The sequence below is a fragment of the Streptomyces sp. RK62 genome (assembly GCF_018070255.1).
Taxonomy (GTDB): Bacteria; Actinomycetota; Actinomycetes; order Streptomycetales; family Streptomycetaceae; genus Streptomyces; species Streptomyces nigra.
Genome location: NZ_JAGPYD010000003.1, coordinates 490,059 through 504,476, shown reverse-complemented (window position 1 = coordinate 504,476; position 14,418 = coordinate 490,059). Strand labels below are relative to the sequence as shown.

Genomic DNA, 14,418 nt, shown 5'->3' with positions numbered 1-14,418 from the left:
GATCGCGAACGCTACGCTGTGTCGCCGACCGCAGGTCAGCGGACCGGGTCAACTGGACAGCGGCACACGAGGAATGGGGCGGGCAACGGCGATGATGGGACCAGCACACTCACTGTCGGGGGCCGCCGCCTGGCTGGGCGTCGGAGCGGCCGCCGCCGCCATGGGCCACGGGATGCCGTGGCCGGTCCTCCTCACCGGTGCTCTCATCTGCGCCGGAGCCGCCCTGGCACCCGACCTCGACCACAAGGCGGCCACCATCTCGCGGGCCTTCGGACCGCTGTCGCGCTGGCTGTGCGAGGTCGTCGACAAGCTCTCGTACGCCGTCTACAAGGGCACGAAGAAGCCGGGCGACCCGCGGCGCTCGGGCGGCCACCGCACACTGACGCACACCTGGCTGTGGGCGGCCCTCATCGGCGGCGGCACCTCGGCCCTGGCGCTGGCGGGGGACCGCTGGGCGGTGCTGGCGATTCTCTTCGTCCACCTGGTGCTGGCCATCGAGGGCCTGCTGTGGCGTGCGACGCGTGGCGCGAGCGCCGATGTGCTGGTGTGGCTGCTCGCCGCGACCAGCTCCTGGATCCTGGCGGGTGTCCTCGACAAGCCGGGCCACGGTTCGGACTGGCTGTTCACGGCACCGGGCCAGGAGTACCTGTGGCTGGGGCTGCCCGTCGTGCTGGGTGCCCTGGTGCACGACATCGGGGACGCGCTCACGGTGTCCGGCTGCCCGATCCTGTGGCCCATCCCGGTGGGACGCAAGCGCTGGTACCCGCTGGGCCCGCCGAAGTTCATGCGGTTCCGGGCCGGCAGCTGGGTGGAGCTCAGGGTGCTGATGCCGGCGTTCATGGTGCTGGGCGGGGTGGGCTGCGCGGCGGCGCTGAACGTGATCTGACCGGGCGGCGACCCGTCCGCCGCCCGGGCGCCGGGTCAGCCGCCCTGGCCGGCTCCGCCGCCTCCGTAGCGCCGCTCGAACGCGGCGACGCGGCCCTCGGTGTCCACCGTGCGGGCCTTGCCCGTGTAGAAGGGGTGGCTCTCCGAGGAGATCTCGACGTCCACGACCGGGTAGGTCTCGCCGTCGTCCCACTCGATGGTCTGCTCACTGGTCGCGGTGGAGCGGGTCAGGAAGGCGTAGCCGGCGGCCCGGTCACGGAAGACGACCGGGTGGTAGTCGGGGTGCTTGTCCTGCTGCATGCGTACTCCTCGTGTGACGGCGTCGGGCCGGAAGGGGAGGCGGAGGTCCAAAGGACGGGTGCCGGACCGCACGGACCGGAGATGGGCTCAGCCGGACAGGGCGTCCTCGTCGACGATGTGCATCGCGGCCTCCTCCGCGGACGCGGCCGCACCGTCGATACCGACGTCGGTGGCGACGAGTGCGCTCTCCTCGTCCTCATGGGCACCCTCGTCCGGTGCCACGAGCCGTCCGGAGCGCGCGGCGCCGACCTCCTCGTCGAGCAGTTCACCGTCGGTGTCCTCGGCGTCCCCCATACCGTCGCCATCGGGGGTGGCGAGGTCGGGCAGCTCCTCGGCGAGCCGCTGGTCGAGGCTCTCGCCCCGGTGGCGTTCGGCAGCGGTGACCCCGTCGTGCTCCACCGCCCAGGGGCGTTCCGGAGGGGACCAGCCGCGGTCGAGGGGATCGTCGACGCCGTCCTCCTCCAGCGTGTCCTCCGCGTCGAGGAGCCCGGTGTCCTCGCGCTGCTCGTCGCTGTCGGGCTGGTAGACGTCGTCACCCCATCCGTCGGCGCTGTTCACGGGTACCTCCAGGTGGTGGGGAAGGGCCCGAGGTCACCGCGGTCGACGGCGTGGCGCCGCGCCGCGGGGCACAGGTCGCACCCGGCGCGAACCGCGAGGTTCCCGGGTGCTCCCCGAACCGGTGCCGATATCCAGCCTTCCACCCCTTTTCACCCCTGCGCAACGGCACGGCCCGGGCGAGTGGTCCCGGACCCGCCGGACCTCACCGAGCCGTGCCGTACTCCGGGTGCCCGGGGCGCCGGGCCACCGGGGCCACCCGGCTCGCGCCGGCCGCCTTCGCCCGCGCCGCCGTCACCCGTGCCAGGACCGCCACAGCGCCGCGTAGGCGCCGTCCGCCGCCACCAGCTCCGTATGGCTGCCCAGCTCGCTGACGCGTCCGTTCTCCACGACGGCGATGAGGTCGGCGTCGTGGGCGGTGTGCAGGCGGTGGGCGATGGCGACGACCGTGCGGCCGTCCAGGACCCGGGCCAGCGAGCGCTCCAGATGACGGGCGGCCCGGGGATCGAGGAGCGAGGTCGCCTCGTCCAGGACCAGGGTGTGCGGATCGGCCAGCACCAGCCGGGCCAGCGCGATCTGCTGGGCCTGCGCCGGGGTGAGCGCGAACCCGCCGGAGCCGACCTCGGTGTCCAGGCCCTCGTCCAGCGCCCGCGCCCAGGTGTCCGCGTCGACCGCGCGCAGCGCCTCCCACAGCTCGGCGTCGCCCGCGCCGGTGCGGGCGAGCAGGAGGTTGTCGCGGAGGGAGCCGACGAAGACGTGGTGCTCCTGGTTGACCAGGGCCACATGGGCGCGGACCCGCTCGGCGGGCATCCGGGACAGTTCGGCACCGCCGAGGGTGACGCGGCCGTCCCGGGGCGCGTAGATACCGGCGAGCAGCCTGCCCAGGGTGGACTTGCCGGCACCCGAGGGGCCGACCAGGGCGAGCCGGGTGCCGGGCGCGACCTCCAGGGAGACCTTGCGCAGCACGTCCACGCCCTCCCGGTAGCCGAAGTGCACACGGTCGGCGTGCACGTCCCGCCCGTCCGGCGTCAGCCGCGCGTCCCCGGCGTCCGGCTCGATGTCCCGGACACCGACCAGCCGGGCCAGGGACACCTGCGCCACCTGCAGCTCGTCGTACCAGCGCAGGATCAGCCCGACCGGGTCCACCAGCATCTGCGCGATCAGCGCGCCGGTGGTCAGCTGGCCGACCCCGATCCAGCCCTGCAGGACGAACACCCCGCCGATGAGCAGCACGGAGGACAGGACGGTCACATGGGTGACGTTGATGACCGGGAACAGCACCGACCGCAGCCACAGGGTGTACCGCTCCCAGGCGGTCCACTGCTTGATCCGCAGATCGGACTGCTCGATCCGGCGTTCGCCGAGCCGGTGGGCCTCCACCGTGCGCCCGGCGTCCACGGTCTCGGTGAGCGCGGCGGCCACGGCGGCGTACCCGGCGGCCTCCGACCGGTAGGCCGACGGCGCCCGCCGGAAGTACCAGCGGCAGCCCGCCACCAGCAGCGGCACCGCGACCAGGACGGCGGCGGCCAGCGGGGGAGCGGTCACGACGAGCCCGCCAAGGAGCAGGGCCGCCCAGACCACACCGATCGCCAGTTGCGGCACCGCCTCGCGCATCGCGTTGGCGAGGCGGTCGATGTCCGTGGTGATCCGGGACAGCAGATCGCCGGTCCCGGCCCGCTCCAGGACGCCCGGCGGCAGCCCGACCGACCGGACGAGGAAGTCCTCGCGCAGATCGGCCAGCATCCGCTCGCCGAGCATCGCGCCGCGCAGCCGCACCTGCCGGACGAACGCGGCCTGGACGAGGAGCGCGGCGACGAACAGGTCGACGGTGAGTTCCAGACGGAGGTCCCGTCCGGCGGCACCGTCGGACACACGCTCCACCAGCCCGCCCAGCAGCCAGGGCCCGACCATGGAGGCGACGACCGCGACGGTGTTCACCAGCACGAGGAGCAGGAACGCGCGGCGGTGCCTGCGGAACAGCTCGGCCACATAGGCGCGTACGGTCGCGGGGGCGCCGACCGGCAGCGTGTGCGCCGTCGTCGGGGCCGCCGGGTCGTAGGCCGGAGGCGCAACGCCGATCATGCCGACTCCTCGATCTCTTCCAGTTCCTTCATGACGTCGTCCAGGGCGGAGCCGTGCGCGGCCGCCACCGGCAGGTCCCCATTCCGGTGGTGGTCCCGGTCATCGTCGGGCTCGCGGGTCACGACGGCCCGGTACCGCGGTTCGGAGTGCAGCAGGTCGCGGTGGACGCCGACGGCGACGACCTCGCCCTCATGGAGGAGGACGACCCGGTCGGCGCGGTCCAGGAGCAGAGGCGAGGAGGTGAACACCACCGTGGTGCGCCCCGCCCGCAGGTCCCGTACGCCCTGCGCGATCCGCGCCTCGGTGTGGGAGTCGACGGCCGAGGTCGGCTCGTCGAGGACCAGGACTTCCGGGTCCGTCACCAGCGACCGGGCGAGCGCGAGCCGCTGGCGCTGCCCACCGGACAGCGACCGCCCGCGTTCGGTGATCCGCGCGTCCATCGGGTCCGCGGCGTCGACCGACCCCTGGACCAGCGCGGCGAGGACGTCCTCGCACTGGGCGGCGGACAGCGCCGGTTCCGGGGCGACGGCCCCCGACTTGGGCACGTCGAGGAGTTCGCGCAGGGTGCCGGAGAGCAGCACCGGGTCCTTGTCCTGCACCAGGACGGCCGTACGGGCGATGCCGAGCGGCACCTCGTCCAGGGGCACGCCGCCCAGGAGGACGGACTCGCTCTTCTCCGAGGGGTGTCCGCCGAGTCGTTCGGCGAGCCGTCCGGCGGCGTCCGGGTCGCCGCACACCACGGCCGTGAACCGGCCGGCGGGGGCGAGCAGTCCGGTCGCCGGGTCGTACAGGTCGCCGGACGGCAGTTCCCCGCCGGTCAGGGTGCCGCCGGTGTCGGTGGCGCGCTCCAGGGACAGCACCCGCGCCGCGCGGCGGGCCGACGGCCGTGAGAAGGAGTACGCCATCGCGATCTCCTCGAAGTGCCGCAGCGGGTAGGTGAGGATCATGACAGAGCTGTAGACGGCGACGAGTTCGCCGACGTCGACGCGGCCCTGACCGGTGAGGCGGACGCCGTACCAGACCACGGTGATCAGCAGCAGGCCCGGCAGCAGGACCTGGATGGCGGAGATCAGGGACCACATGCGGGCGCTGCGCACCGCGGCGTGGCGCACCTCCTGCGAGGCGGCGCGGTAGCGGTCGAGGAAGAGCTCCTCGCCGCCGATGCCCCGCAGGACGCGCAGGCCGGCGACGGTGTCCGAGGCCAGTTCCGTGGCGCGGCCCGCCTTCTCTCGCTGCACGTCGGCCCGCCCGGTCGCACGCGGAAGCAGCGGGAGGACGGCGAGCGCCAGCACAGGCAGGCCCACCGCGACGATCACGCCCAGCGCGGGCTGGTAGACGACGAGCCCGACACAGACCAGCACGATGGTGACCGCGGCCGCGGTGAAGCGGGACAGCGCCTCGACGAACCAGCCGATCTTCTCGACGTCGCCCGTCGACACGGCCACGACCTCGCCGGCCGCGACCCGCCGGGTCAGCGCCGAGCCCAGATGGGCGGCCTTGCGGGCCAGCACCTGCTGGACGCGGGCGGCGGCGGTGATCCAGTTGGTGACGGCGGCGCGGTGCAGGAAGGTGTCGCCGAGCGCGCTCCCGGCGCAGCACAGCGCCAACAGCCCGCCCGCCAGGGCGAGTCGGCCGCCGGAGCGGTCGACGACGGCCTGGATGGCGACGCCCACGCAGAACGGCAGCGCGGACACCGAAAGGAAGTGGAGCATGCCCCAGGCGAGGGCCTTGAGCTGGCCGTCCAACTGGTTCTTGAAGAGCCACCACAGGAAGCGGGGCCCGGAGCGCGCGTCGGGCACACCCGGGTCGGGATACGGAAGGTCTTGAATCTGCATGACGTCCCAGTGGCTCGTGGCAGGGAGGGGGAGAGGAGGAGGGCGGGTGCGTGAGCAGCGGCCTCGCACGGCGGCAGCAAACCGTGACAGGTTGACGTCGGGGCGTGGCCGCGCGCAAACGGTTTTCCGCGGCGCCGCTCGGATCCGGTCCGGGCCGGTCCCGGCTCGGACCGCCCGCCTTCCCGCCCCCGGCGGGTGCTCGGTGCGACCATGGGCCGATGCGCACCACCGGCACTCGACGGGCGGTGGCCGCGGCGGCCGCTGTCGCGTCCCTCCTGACGATCCTCACGGCGTGCGACGGCGCGCGACCCGGCGCGGGAGCGGGCGCGCAAGCCGCCCGGACATCACGGGCACCCTCGGCCGACGCGGCGGAGCCGACGCGCATCCCCGGCGTCGGCGACCACTGGCACGCACGCATCCCCGCGACATCCAGGCAGGCCGTGGTGGTCTACGGCGACGGCAGGAACTCAGCGGACGCCACGGTCGTGTACTACCGCAAGCAGGGCTCCACCTGGGAACGGGTGCGCGGTTGGCCCGCGCACAACGGCAAGAAGGGCTGGAACACCGACCACCACGAGGGCGACAACCGCAGCCCGGTCGGCGTGTTCACGCTGAGCGACGCGGGCGGCGTACGTGAGGACCCGGGCGCCAAGCTGCCGTACACGCGTTCACCGGCGTTCGCGGCACCGCGCTGGTGGGCGGAGTCGCACTGGCACGACTTCGACTACGTCATCGCCATCGACTACAACCGGATCAGGGGCACGTCTCCCAACGACCCCACCCGTCCCGAGGGCCGGCGCAAGGGCGGAAGCATCTGGCTGCACATGGACCACGGCAGTGGCACGTCCGCCTGCGTCAGCGTGTCCGAAACGGCCATGCGGTATCTGCTGCGCACGCTCGATCCGGCGCGGCATCCTGTGATCGTCATGGGTGACAGAGCCGACCTGCGGCGCTCCCGCTGACACGGCGATCGCGCTCCCACCGGCCCGCAAGCTGACTCCCACCGACACAGCGGCCGCGCTCAGCAGCCGCGACCCGTGCCCCCGTCGACCAGGGTGTCCAGCAGACCGCCCAGGACCTTCCGCTGCTCGTCCGTCAGCGGCGCGAGGATCTCCTCCGCGGCCGAGCGCCGCGCCCGGTGCAGTTCACGCAGGGTGCTGCGCCCGTCGTCGGTGAGCTCGATGCGGATCACCCGGCGGTTGGTGGGGTCCGGGACCCGGCGTACCTTCCCGCTCTCCTCCAGCGCGTCGACCAGGGTCGTCACGGCGCGTGGGACCACCTCCAGCCGTTCGGCGAGGTCGGCCATCCGCGGGGGCGCGTCGTAGTGAGCCAGGGTGCGCAGAAGGCGGGACTGCGCCGGAGTGATCCCGACGCCGCACTCCTGCAGGTGCCGTTTCTGGATCCGGTGCACCCGTCGGGTGAGGCGCAGCAGATGCTCGGCGAGCGGGCCTTCGGCATCGGGCATGGTCATGCGGGAACAATATCAGGACTACGTTCATTGTGAGCATAGGTAACAATGAGCTAAGCTCCGTCAGTCCCGCGCCCGCCCACCTCCGTAGGAGCCCATGCACCCCGACCGCGAACCCGCCTGGACCCCACCCGCAGCCGACCCCGAGCAGCCGCGGCAGGTCCGCCGCATCCTGCGGCTCTTCCGCCCGTACCGAGGCCGCCTGGCGGTCGTCGGCCTGCTGGTCGGCGCCTCGTCGCTGGTCGGCGTCGCCACGCCGTTCCTGCTGAAGGAGATCCTCGACGTAGCGATCCCTCAGGGCCGCACCGGTCTGCTCAGTCTGCTGGCGCTCGGCATGATCCTCAGCGCCGTCCTCACCAGCGTCTTCGGCGTGCTCCAGACGCTGATCTCCACCACGGTCGGCCAGCGCGTCATGCACGATCTGCGCACCGCCGTCTACGGCCGGCTCCAGCGCATGTCGCTCGCCTTCTTCACCCGCACCCGCACCGGCGAGGTCCAGTCCCGCATCGCCAACGACATCGGCGGCATGCAGGCGACGGTCACCTCCACCGCGACCTCCCTGGTCTCCAACGCGACCAGCGTGGTCGCCACCATCGTCGCGATGATCGCGCTCGACTGGCGGCTCACCCTCGTGTCGTTGCTCCTGCTGCCCGTCTTCGTCTGGATCAGCCGCCGCGTCGGCAATGAACGCAAGAAGATCACCACCCAGCGGCAGAAGCAGATGGCCGCGATGGCGGCCACCGTCACCGAGTCGCTCTCCGTCAGCGGCATCCTGCTCGGCCGCACCATGGGCCGCTCCGACTCGCTGACCAAGGCGTTCTCCGACGAGTCCGAGCAACTGGTCGACCTCGAGGTGCGCTCCAGCATGGCGGGCCGCTGGCGGATGGCGGTCATCACCATCGTCATGGCCGCGATGCCGGCCTTCATCTACTGGACCGCGGGCCTGGCGCTCCAACTCGGCGGCCCGCAGGTCTCCATCGGCACGATCGTCGCGTTCGTCTCGCTCCAGCAGGGCCTGTTCCGGCCCGCCGTCAGCCTGCTCTCCACCGGCGTGCAGATCCAGACCTCGCTCGCGCTCTTCCAGCGCATCTTCGAGTACCTGGACCTCCCCATCGACATCACCGAGCGCGAGGACGCCGTCCACCTCGACCGCGTCAAGGGCGAGGTCCGCTTCGAGAGTGTCGAGTTCCGCTACGACGGCAAGAGCGGTCCGATCCTCGACGGCATCGACGTCACCGTCCCGGCCGGCAGCAGCCTCGCGGTCGTCGGCCCCACCGGCGCCGGCAAGTCGACCCTGGGCCACCTCGTGCCCCGCCTGTACGACGTGACGGGCGGCCGCGTCACCCTCGACGGCGTCGACGTGCGCGACCTGGACTTCGACACCCTCGCCCGGGCCGTGGGCGTCGTCTCGCAGGAGACATACCTTTTCCACGCCTCCGTCGCCGACAACCTGCGCTTCGCCAAGCCGGACGCCACCGACGAGGAGCTGCACGCGGCGGCGATGGCCGCCCAGATCCACGACCACATCGCCTCGCTGCCCGACGGGTACGACACCGTCGTCGGCGAACGAGGCCACCGCTTCTCCGGCGGCGAGAAGCAGCGCCTCGCCATCGCCCGCACCATCCTGCGCGACCCGCCGGTGCTGATCCTCGACGAGGCGACCAGCGCCCTCGACACCCGTACCGAGCACGCCGTCCAGCAGGCCATCGACGCCCTCTCGGCCAACCGCACCACGGTCACCATCGCCCACCGGCTGTCGACCATTCGGGGCGCCGACCAGATCGTCGTCCTCGACGCGGGGCGCCTCGCCGAACGCGGTACGCACGAGGAGCTGTTGGCACGCGACGGCCGCTACGCCGCGTTGGTCCGCAGGGACGCACAACTGGAGCCGACGGGGTGACGATATGCCGCTTTTGTGAGGTTGTGCGGGTTACCGTTCCCGCATGTATCTGAACACTCCGTCACGGAGCACCATCCGGCTCACGCGCCGGGGCCGTATCGCCCTCATCGCCGCGGGCGCCGTCGTGGCCGGCACCGCCGTGGCGGTGCCGCTGCTGATCACCGGCGAGGAGGAACCGGCGCTGCCCACCTCCCTCGTGATCCCGCCCGGCTGGCGCGCCGGCCAGGTCTACGCGGCGGTCGACAAGGCCCTCGCCCTGCCGCCCGGCAGCACCAGGAAGTCTTTGGGCAAGGCGAACCTCAAGCTGCCGAACGAGGCCGACGGCAACCCCGAGGGCTACTTCTTCCCCGCGACGTACTCCCTGGAGCGCGACGGCACCCGGGTCACACCGGAGACGCTGCTCGCGGACATGGTCGCCAAGGCCGACCAGAAGTTCAGCCGCGCGCCGATCGCCGCCGGGGCCCAGCGCAACGCCATGAACGTCTACCAGGCGGTCACCATCGCGAGCATCATCCAGGCCGAGGCCACGACCAAGGCCGACATGGCCAAGGTGGCGCGGGTCGTGTTCAACCGGCTGGAGCGCGGCATGCCGCTGCAGCTGGACTCCACGGTGAACTACGCGCTGAAGCGTTCCTCCGGGCGCGCGAGCCAGGCCGACACCCGGATCGACAGCCCCTACAACTCGTACCAGCGGATGGGCCTGCCGCCCACGCCGATCGCCAACCCGGGCGAGGAGGCCATGCGCGCCGCCGTCAATCCGGCCACCGGCGACTGGCTGTACTTCGTCACCGTCAAGCCCGGCGACACCCGCTTCACCGCCGACTACGCGGAGCACCAGCGCAATGTGGCCGAATCCAGCGCGCTCCGCAGCAAGGCCGCGCCGTCACCGAGCAGCTGACCCGCGGGTCGGTCCCCCTCACTCAGTGGGTCGGCCCCGTGCCCCCGCCGCTGACCTTCAGGCCGGCCCCGCACTCCGGCCGCCGAACCGCAGAACGCCCGATCACGCCGCCACCGGCTCCTCCGACAGCAGCCGTCTGATGTCCCGGACGGCCGCGCGGCCCGCGCGGTTGGCGCCGATCGTGCTGGCGGACGGCCCGTAGCCGACGAGATGGATCCGGGCATCGGCGACCGCACGCGTCCCCTCCACCCGGATGCCGCCGCCCGGCTCGCGCAGTCGCAGCGGCGCCAGATGATCGATGGCGGCCCGGAAACCGGTCGCCCACAGGATGACGTCGGCGGCCACCTGCCGCCCGTCCTTCCACTCCACGCCGTCCGGCGTGATCCGGTCGAACATCGGCTGCCGGTCCAGCACGCCGTCGGCGATCCCCTGCCGCACGGGCTCGGTCAGCGGCAGCCCGGTGACCGACACCACGCTCTTGGGCGGCAGCCCCTGCCGGACCCGCTCCTCGACCAGGGCTACGGCCGCCCGGCCGAGGTCCTCGGTGAAGGGCCCCTCCCGGAAGACCGGCGGACGCCGGGTCACCCAGGTCGTGGCCGCCGCGTACGGGGCGATCTCCATCAGGTGCTGCGTGCCCGACGCGCCGCCGCCGACCACCACGACCCGCAGCCCCGCGAAGGCCTCCGGCCCGGGGTACTGCGCCGTGTGCAACTGCCGCCCCCGGAACGTCTCCTGGCCGGGGTAGCGCGGCCAGAACGGCCGGTCCCAGGTGCCGGTCGCGTTGATCAGCGCCCGTGTCGCCCACGTTCCGGCCGAGCTCTCGACGAGCAGCCGGCCGTCGGCGCCCTCGCGGACGGCCCGCACCTCCGCCGGGCGCCGGACGCGCAGGTCGAACGTCCGCTCGTAGTCCGCGAAGTACTCCGTGATCACCTCGGACGACGGCCGCTCTGGGTCCGCGCCGGTCAGCTCCATACCGGGCAGCGAGTGCATTCCGTGCACCTTGCCGTACGTCAGCGAGGGCCAGCGGAACTGCCAGGCGCCGCCCGGACCGGGGGAGTGGTCGAGCACCACGAAGTCACGACCGGGCTCGAACCCGGTGCGCCGCAGGTGATACGCGCTCGACAGCCCCGCCTGACCGGCGCCGATGACCACCACGTCGACCGTCTCGACCGCCTCAATGCTGTTCACATCTCAACCAACGGACCGGCGGGCACGGATCTTCCCGTGCGATGAGCCAGGATGGACGGCATGTCAGACGCCTTCACCACCCGAGTCCTGAACGTCGCCTCCGGCTCCTCGGAGCGGGTCGTGGACCTCACCCGCGCCTGCGAGTCCTTCCTGCGGGAGGCCGCCGGGGGCCGCGACGGCCTGCTGAACGTCTTCGTGCCGCACGCCACGGCCGGCATCGCGATCATCGAGACCGGCGCCGGCAGCGACGACGACCTCCTCGCCGCGCTGCACACCCTGCTGCCCGCCGACGACCGCTGGCAGCACCGGCACGGCAGCCCCGGCCACGGCCGCGACCACGTCCTCCCCGCGATCGTGCCGCCCCACGCGACGCTGCCGGTCGTGGGCGGACGGCTCGAACTCGGCACCTGGCAGTCCGTGTGCCTGGTGGACACCAACCGCGACAACCCGAACCGGCAGGTCCGCCTCAGCTTCCTCGGCTGAGAGGCGAGACACCGGCCGGTCACAGCAGGGCCGTACGCCTGTCCCGCGCGGCCGGCGCGGCACGGCCCTGGAGGCGGGACAGCTCGCCCGCGCAGCGTTCGAGGGCCACCTCCATGACCTCCGGGATGTTCAGCGTGCCGGTGCCGTCCGGCGGGACCAGCCAGCGCAGCGCGCCCCAGCGGCAGTGCGGGGCGGGAGCGGCGATCCACGAGCCCGCCCCGAGCAGCCGCACGCCGGTGCCGACCCACACCGTCCGCGGTTCCGGCGGCAGCAGGAAGCCCACCCGGCGGCGCCGGGTGTCCAGCAGACAGGGGCCGCGGTCCAGCAGCGGTAACTCGTCCAGCAGGTCCGCCACATGCAGGCCCAGCTCCTCCGGCACGACCAGCACGTCCCAGAAGCGCCCCGCCGCGAGGAGGGCCACGCCGGTCGTGCCGTTCTGCCACTCGTGCTTGCACGCGCCGGGATCCGCCGAGGCCGCGGCCAGCCACTCCATCGACCTCGTCCACTCCGTCAGTGCCATGTAGGAAGCCTCCCGATGTGAGCGGTGAAGGCCTCAGTGGACCGGGTGACGGGTGCTGCGGCCATACGGCGGAGCGCAATTCCCCGTATGGGGCGAGCGCCCGCGCGCCAAACAGGCGGAAGGTGGAACGCGCGCCCCGAACCGAGCCGTGCGCGCCCGGCGCCGCACCAGACCCCGCACCGTTTTGGCGCGATCCCTGTGGGCCATACGGGGGACGGTCTCACCCGACCGGGTGGTGGCGGTGGCATTGCGCGTACCACCGGCGCACGCCGAACCGTTTGCTCTGGCATGGACAACAGAGACACGGCGCGGCGTGTCCTGGGCAACGATTCCGCGCCCCTGTCGTACGTCGTACCGCCCACCGGCACACCCGGTGGGCGCCCCTCGATCTACGCCGCGCTCGTCGCGGAGTGGCGGGCCAACGGCCGCACCGTCCCCACACGTCTGGACACACGGCGGGACTCCTCCGCCACCGGACTCGGGGCCGCCGGCACCTCCTGGGCGGTCGGCCGGTGGCGTGGCCCGGCCGGCACCAAGGAACCGGACCGGGGGACCGAACGGTCCTTCGCCACCACCGAGCCGGTCCCCGCCGTCGTCGTCCCCCGGGGCCTGCCAGGCCCGGTGAACCTGTGGGAGTGGGACGGCGCCGCCGGTCACGTCAGCGTCGTCGCCCCTCCCGCCACGGACGACTGAGCCACCACCACCTCACCCGCCCCGCCCCCAGAACCCCTCCGCGTGTACGTCGTGAAACCGGCAATAAGTCGGCTTTACGGTGGTTTGATGCGACTTGTGCCTACGTGGGCTCTGCTGTCGTCGGGATCCGCGCCGGTCGTACTGATCGGGGGCTGGCTGATCGCGGCGCACCTCGAAGGGCCGGCATACGACCCGGTGACCCAGACCATCAGCGTCCTGGCAGCCTACGGGGCCCGGGGGTTCTGGGTGATGACCTCGGCGCTCGCCGCCCTCGGCGTCTGCCACCTCTGCACCGCCCTCGGACTGCGCCCCGCGGCGCTCCCCGGCCGGCTCGCCCTCGGCGCCGGCGGCATCACGGCGGTCGTGGTGGCGTTGCTGCCGCCGCCGAGCAGCGGCGGCTCCCTCAGCCATGGAACGGTCACCGGGATCGGGTTCGCCTTTCTCGCGGTGTGGCCCGTGCTGGCCGCGCACCGAAGTGCGACAGCGCCCTGGGGGCTGCGCCCCGTCCCCGCGTTCACCGCGACCGCCGTGATGTTGGGCAGTGCCGCCTGGTTCATGATCGAGATGGAGCAGGACGGTGCCGCCGGGGTGGCCGAGCGGCTGGTGACGGCCATTCAGTCCGTGTGGCCGTTCGTGGTCGTCGCCTCATGCCTGTGGCATCGGCACCGCCGTACTGTCCCCCAGTGATGTGTATCCACCGCTGACGAGCCGGCCCGGGATGCGAGGATGAGGCCGTCATGGGTGCTGGGTGGGGCGTGCGTGCGATACGGGCCGCGGTGTTCGCGTCCGTCTGTGTGCTGCTCGCTGCCCTCGGTCACACCTCGATGTCGGGTGCCGCCGTCCCGTGGTGGACGCTCGTCGCCGGTCTGCTGGCCACATGTGGCGTGGGCTGGTGCCTCGCCGGCCGGGAACGGGGACTGCCGCTGGTCGTGTCCGTCGTGGTCGTGGCCCAAGGCGCGCTGCACGCGGTGTTCGAGCTGGCGCAGGGCGTCGGGGTGGGTGGGGCATCGGCGGACATGGGCCGTGGGCCCGTGGATGAAGGCCACACAGCCCTGCACCACATGGGTCCGGACCACATGGGCGCGTCCCACACAGCGCACACGGCGCTGGAACACATGGGTGCGGCCCACACAGGCGCGCCGCCCATGTCCATGGCCCACGACGTGAGCGGTGACGCGTCGCTCGCCATGTTCGCCGCCCACACACTCGCCGCGCTGCTGTGTGGCCTGTGGCTGGGGCACGGCGAGCGGGCCGCCTTCCGGATCCTGCGGGCCGTCGCCGGCTGGCTGGCCGCGCCGCTGCGCCTTGTCCTCTTCCTGCCCGCGCCGCCCCCCGACCGCCCACGCCTTCGGCCGCGCCGGGCTCGCTCCGAGCGGGCGCCGCGCCTGCTCCCGCTCGTCCACACCATCACCTCTCGGGGGCCGCCCGCAGGGCCCGCTGTCGTCTGAGACAGCCGGTTCACCCGAGGCCATCCGATCCCGTGCCGTGACGATTTGGCGACACGGAGACACGGCGATATGCCGATGCCGACCGTGCCTCGGGCCCACGGTCGTGCGCCCGTACGGCCGTGGCCATGCCCCGCATCCCCGGGCTCTCCGGCACCGCGCGTGC

15 protein-coding genes are annotated in these 14,418 nt (G+C 72.9%); 8 read left to right on the top strand and 7 right to left on the bottom strand.

Annotation, left to right across the window (positions count from 1 at the left end):
- The first annotated feature begins 91 nt into the window (after positions 1-91).
- Positions 92-886, top strand: a complete 795-nt coding sequence (locus KBY32_RS08655; RefSeq protein ID WP_055622274.1) for a metal-dependent hydrolase — start codon at positions 92-94, stop codon at positions 884-886.
- 35 nt (positions 887-921) lie between these two features.
- On the opposite strand, the gene KBY32_RS08650 is transcribed toward KBY32_RS08655, so the two are convergent.
- The 4 genes from KBY32_RS08650 to KBY32_RS08635 form a co-directional block, all read right to left on the bottom strand.
- The gene (locus tag KBY32_RS08650; RefSeq protein ID WP_115506012.1) at positions 922-1,185 is read right to left on the bottom strand and encodes a type B 50S ribosomal protein L31; all 264 of its coding nucleotides are present in this window, start codon (positions 1,183-1,185) and stop codon (positions 922-924) included.
- An 87-nt stretch (positions 1,186-1,272) separates the two neighbouring features.
- The gene (locus KBY32_RS08645) at positions 1,273-1,743 is read right to left on the bottom strand and encodes a DUF5709 domain-containing protein (protein ID WP_055622272.1); all 471 of its coding nucleotides are present in this window, start codon (positions 1,741-1,743) and stop codon (positions 1,273-1,275) included.
- Between the two features lie 291 nt (positions 1,744-2,034).
- Positions 2,035-3,822 (bottom strand): ABC transporter ATP-binding protein, encoded by a 1,788-nt coding sequence (locus tag KBY32_RS08640; RefSeq protein WP_210979488.1) that lies wholly within the window; start codon positions 3,820-3,822, stop codon positions 2,035-2,037.
- Complete coding sequence (locus tag KBY32_RS08635) at positions 3,819-5,657, bottom strand: ABC transporter ATP-binding protein (protein WP_210979487.1); 1,839 nt, start codon at positions 5,655-5,657, stop codon at positions 3,819-3,821. The genes KBY32_RS08640 and KBY32_RS08635 overlap by 4 nt, the downstream gene beginning before the upstream one ends.
- A 218-nt stretch (positions 5,658-5,875) precedes the next feature.
- Between KBY32_RS08635 and KBY32_RS08630 the strand changes: the two genes are divergently transcribed.
- Positions 5,876-6,619 (top strand): L,D-transpeptidase family protein, encoded by a 744-nt coding sequence (locus KBY32_RS08630; RefSeq protein WP_210979486.1) that lies wholly within the window; start codon positions 5,876-5,878, stop codon positions 6,617-6,619.
- A 59-nt stretch (positions 6,620-6,678) separates the two neighbouring features.
- Here the strand turns inward: KBY32_RS08630 and KBY32_RS08625 are convergent, their stop codons facing one another.
- Positions 6,679-7,128: a MarR family winged helix-turn-helix transcriptional regulator gene (locus KBY32_RS08625; protein WP_210979485.1), complete on the bottom strand. Its 450-nt coding sequence runs from the start codon at positions 7,126-7,128 to the stop codon at positions 6,679-6,681.
- A gap of 94 nt (positions 7,129-7,222) precedes the next feature.
- On the opposite strand from KBY32_RS08625, the gene KBY32_RS08620 reads away from it, so the two are divergent.
- Together KBY32_RS08620 and mltG are read left to right on the top strand one after the other, a co-directional pair.
- Positions 7,223-9,025, top strand: a complete 1,803-nt coding sequence (locus KBY32_RS08620; protein ID WP_210979484.1) for an ABC transporter ATP-binding protein — start codon at positions 7,223-7,225, stop codon at positions 9,023-9,025.
- 43 nt (positions 9,026-9,068) lie between these two features.
- The gene (gene mltG, locus KBY32_RS08615) at positions 9,069-9,923 is read left to right on the top strand and encodes an endolytic transglycosylase MltG (protein ID WP_210979483.1); all 855 of its coding nucleotides are present in this window, start codon (positions 9,069-9,071) and stop codon (positions 9,921-9,923) included.
- Positions 9,924-10,025: 102 nt separating this feature from the next.
- Here the strand turns inward: mltG and KBY32_RS08610 are convergent, their stop codons facing one another.
- Positions 10,026-11,111: an NAD(P)-binding domain-containing protein gene (locus tag KBY32_RS08610; protein WP_210979482.1), complete on the bottom strand. Its 1,086-nt coding sequence runs from the start codon at positions 11,109-11,111 to the stop codon at positions 10,026-10,028.
- Between the two features lie 60 nt (positions 11,112-11,171).
- Here KBY32_RS08610 and KBY32_RS08605 point away from each other — a divergent pair, with 60 nt between their 5' ends.
- Entirely contained in the window at positions 11,172-11,594 is a 423-nt protein-coding gene (locus tag KBY32_RS08605) for a secondary thiamine-phosphate synthase enzyme YjbQ (protein ID WP_210979481.1), read from the top strand.
- A 19-nt stretch (positions 11,595-11,613) separates the two neighbouring features.
- Here the strand turns inward: KBY32_RS08605 and KBY32_RS08600 are convergent, their stop codons facing one another.
- Positions 11,614-12,114, bottom strand: a complete 501-nt coding sequence (locus KBY32_RS08600) for a hypothetical protein (RefSeq protein ID WP_055622265.1) — start codon at positions 12,112-12,114, stop codon at positions 11,614-11,616.
- Positions 12,115-12,402: 288 nt separating this feature from the next.
- Here KBY32_RS08600 and KBY32_RS08595 point away from each other — a divergent pair, with 288 nt between their 5' ends.
- From KBY32_RS08595 to KBY32_RS08585, 3 genes are all read left to right on the top strand, one after another.
- On the top strand, positions 12,403-12,807 hold the full coding sequence (locus KBY32_RS08595; protein ID WP_210979480.1) for a hypothetical protein: 405 nt from the start codon (positions 12,403-12,405) through the stop codon (positions 12,805-12,807).
- 87 nt (positions 12,808-12,894) lie between these two features.
- Complete coding sequence (locus KBY32_RS08590) at positions 12,895-13,494, top strand: DUF998 domain-containing protein (RefSeq protein WP_210979479.1); 600 nt, start codon at positions 12,895-12,897, stop codon at positions 13,492-13,494.
- Between the two features lie 50 nt (positions 13,495-13,544).
- Positions 13,545-14,255, top strand: coding sequence for a hypothetical protein (locus KBY32_RS08585; RefSeq protein WP_210979478.1), 711 nt, complete (start codon positions 13,545-13,547; stop codon positions 14,253-14,255).
- Positions 14,256-14,418 lie beyond the last annotated feature (163 nt).

Excerpts from the sequence above, each read along its gene's own strand:
- KBY32_RS08585 (WP_210979478.1), top strand. The coding sequence starts at position 13,545 with ATGGGTGCTGGGTGGGGCGTGCGTGCGATACGGGCCGCGGTGTTCGCG.
- KBY32_RS08605 (WP_210979481.1), top strand. The coding sequence starts at position 11,172 with ATGTCAGACGCCTTCACCACCCGAGTCCTGAACGTCGCCTCCGGCTCC.
- KBY32_RS08625 (WP_210979485.1), bottom strand. The coding sequence starts at position 7,128 with ATGACCATGCCCGATGCCGAAGGCCCGCTCGCCGAGCATCTGCTGCGC.
- KBY32_RS08655 (WP_055622274.1), top strand. The coding sequence starts at position 92 with ATGATGGGACCAGCACACTCACTGTCGGGGGCCGCCGCCTGGCTGGGC.
- mltG (WP_210979483.1), top strand. The coding sequence starts at position 9,069 with ATGTATCTGAACACTCCGTCACGGAGCACCATCCGGCTCACGCGCCGG.
- KBY32_RS08595 (WP_210979480.1), top strand. The coding sequence starts at position 12,403 with ATGGACAACAGAGACACGGCGCGGCGTGTCCTGGGCAACGATTCCGCG.
- KBY32_RS08590 (WP_210979479.1), top strand. The coding sequence starts at position 12,895 with ATGCGACTTGTGCCTACGTGGGCTCTGCTGTCGTCGGGATCCGCGCCG.
- KBY32_RS08650 (WP_115506012.1), bottom strand. The coding sequence starts at position 1,185 with ATGCAGCAGGACAAGCACCCCGACTACCACCCGGTCGTCTTCCGTGAC.
- KBY32_RS08620 (WP_210979484.1), top strand. The coding sequence starts at position 7,223 with ATGCACCCCGACCGCGAACCCGCCTGGACCCCACCCGCAGCCGACCCC.
- KBY32_RS08630 (WP_210979486.1), top strand. The coding sequence starts at position 5,876 with ATGCGCACCACCGGCACTCGACGGGCGGTGGCCGCGGCGGCCGCTGTC.
- KBY32_RS08640 (WP_210979488.1), bottom strand. The coding sequence starts at position 3,822 with ATGATCGGCGTTGCGCCTCCGGCCTACGACCCGGCGGCCCCGACGACG.
- KBY32_RS08635 (WP_210979487.1), bottom strand. The coding sequence starts at position 5,657 with ATGCAGATTCAAGACCTTCCGTATCCCGACCCGGGTGTGCCCGACGCG.
- KBY32_RS08600 (WP_055622265.1), bottom strand. The coding sequence starts at position 12,114 with ATGGCACTGACGGAGTGGACGAGGTCGATGGAGTGGCTGGCCGCGGCC.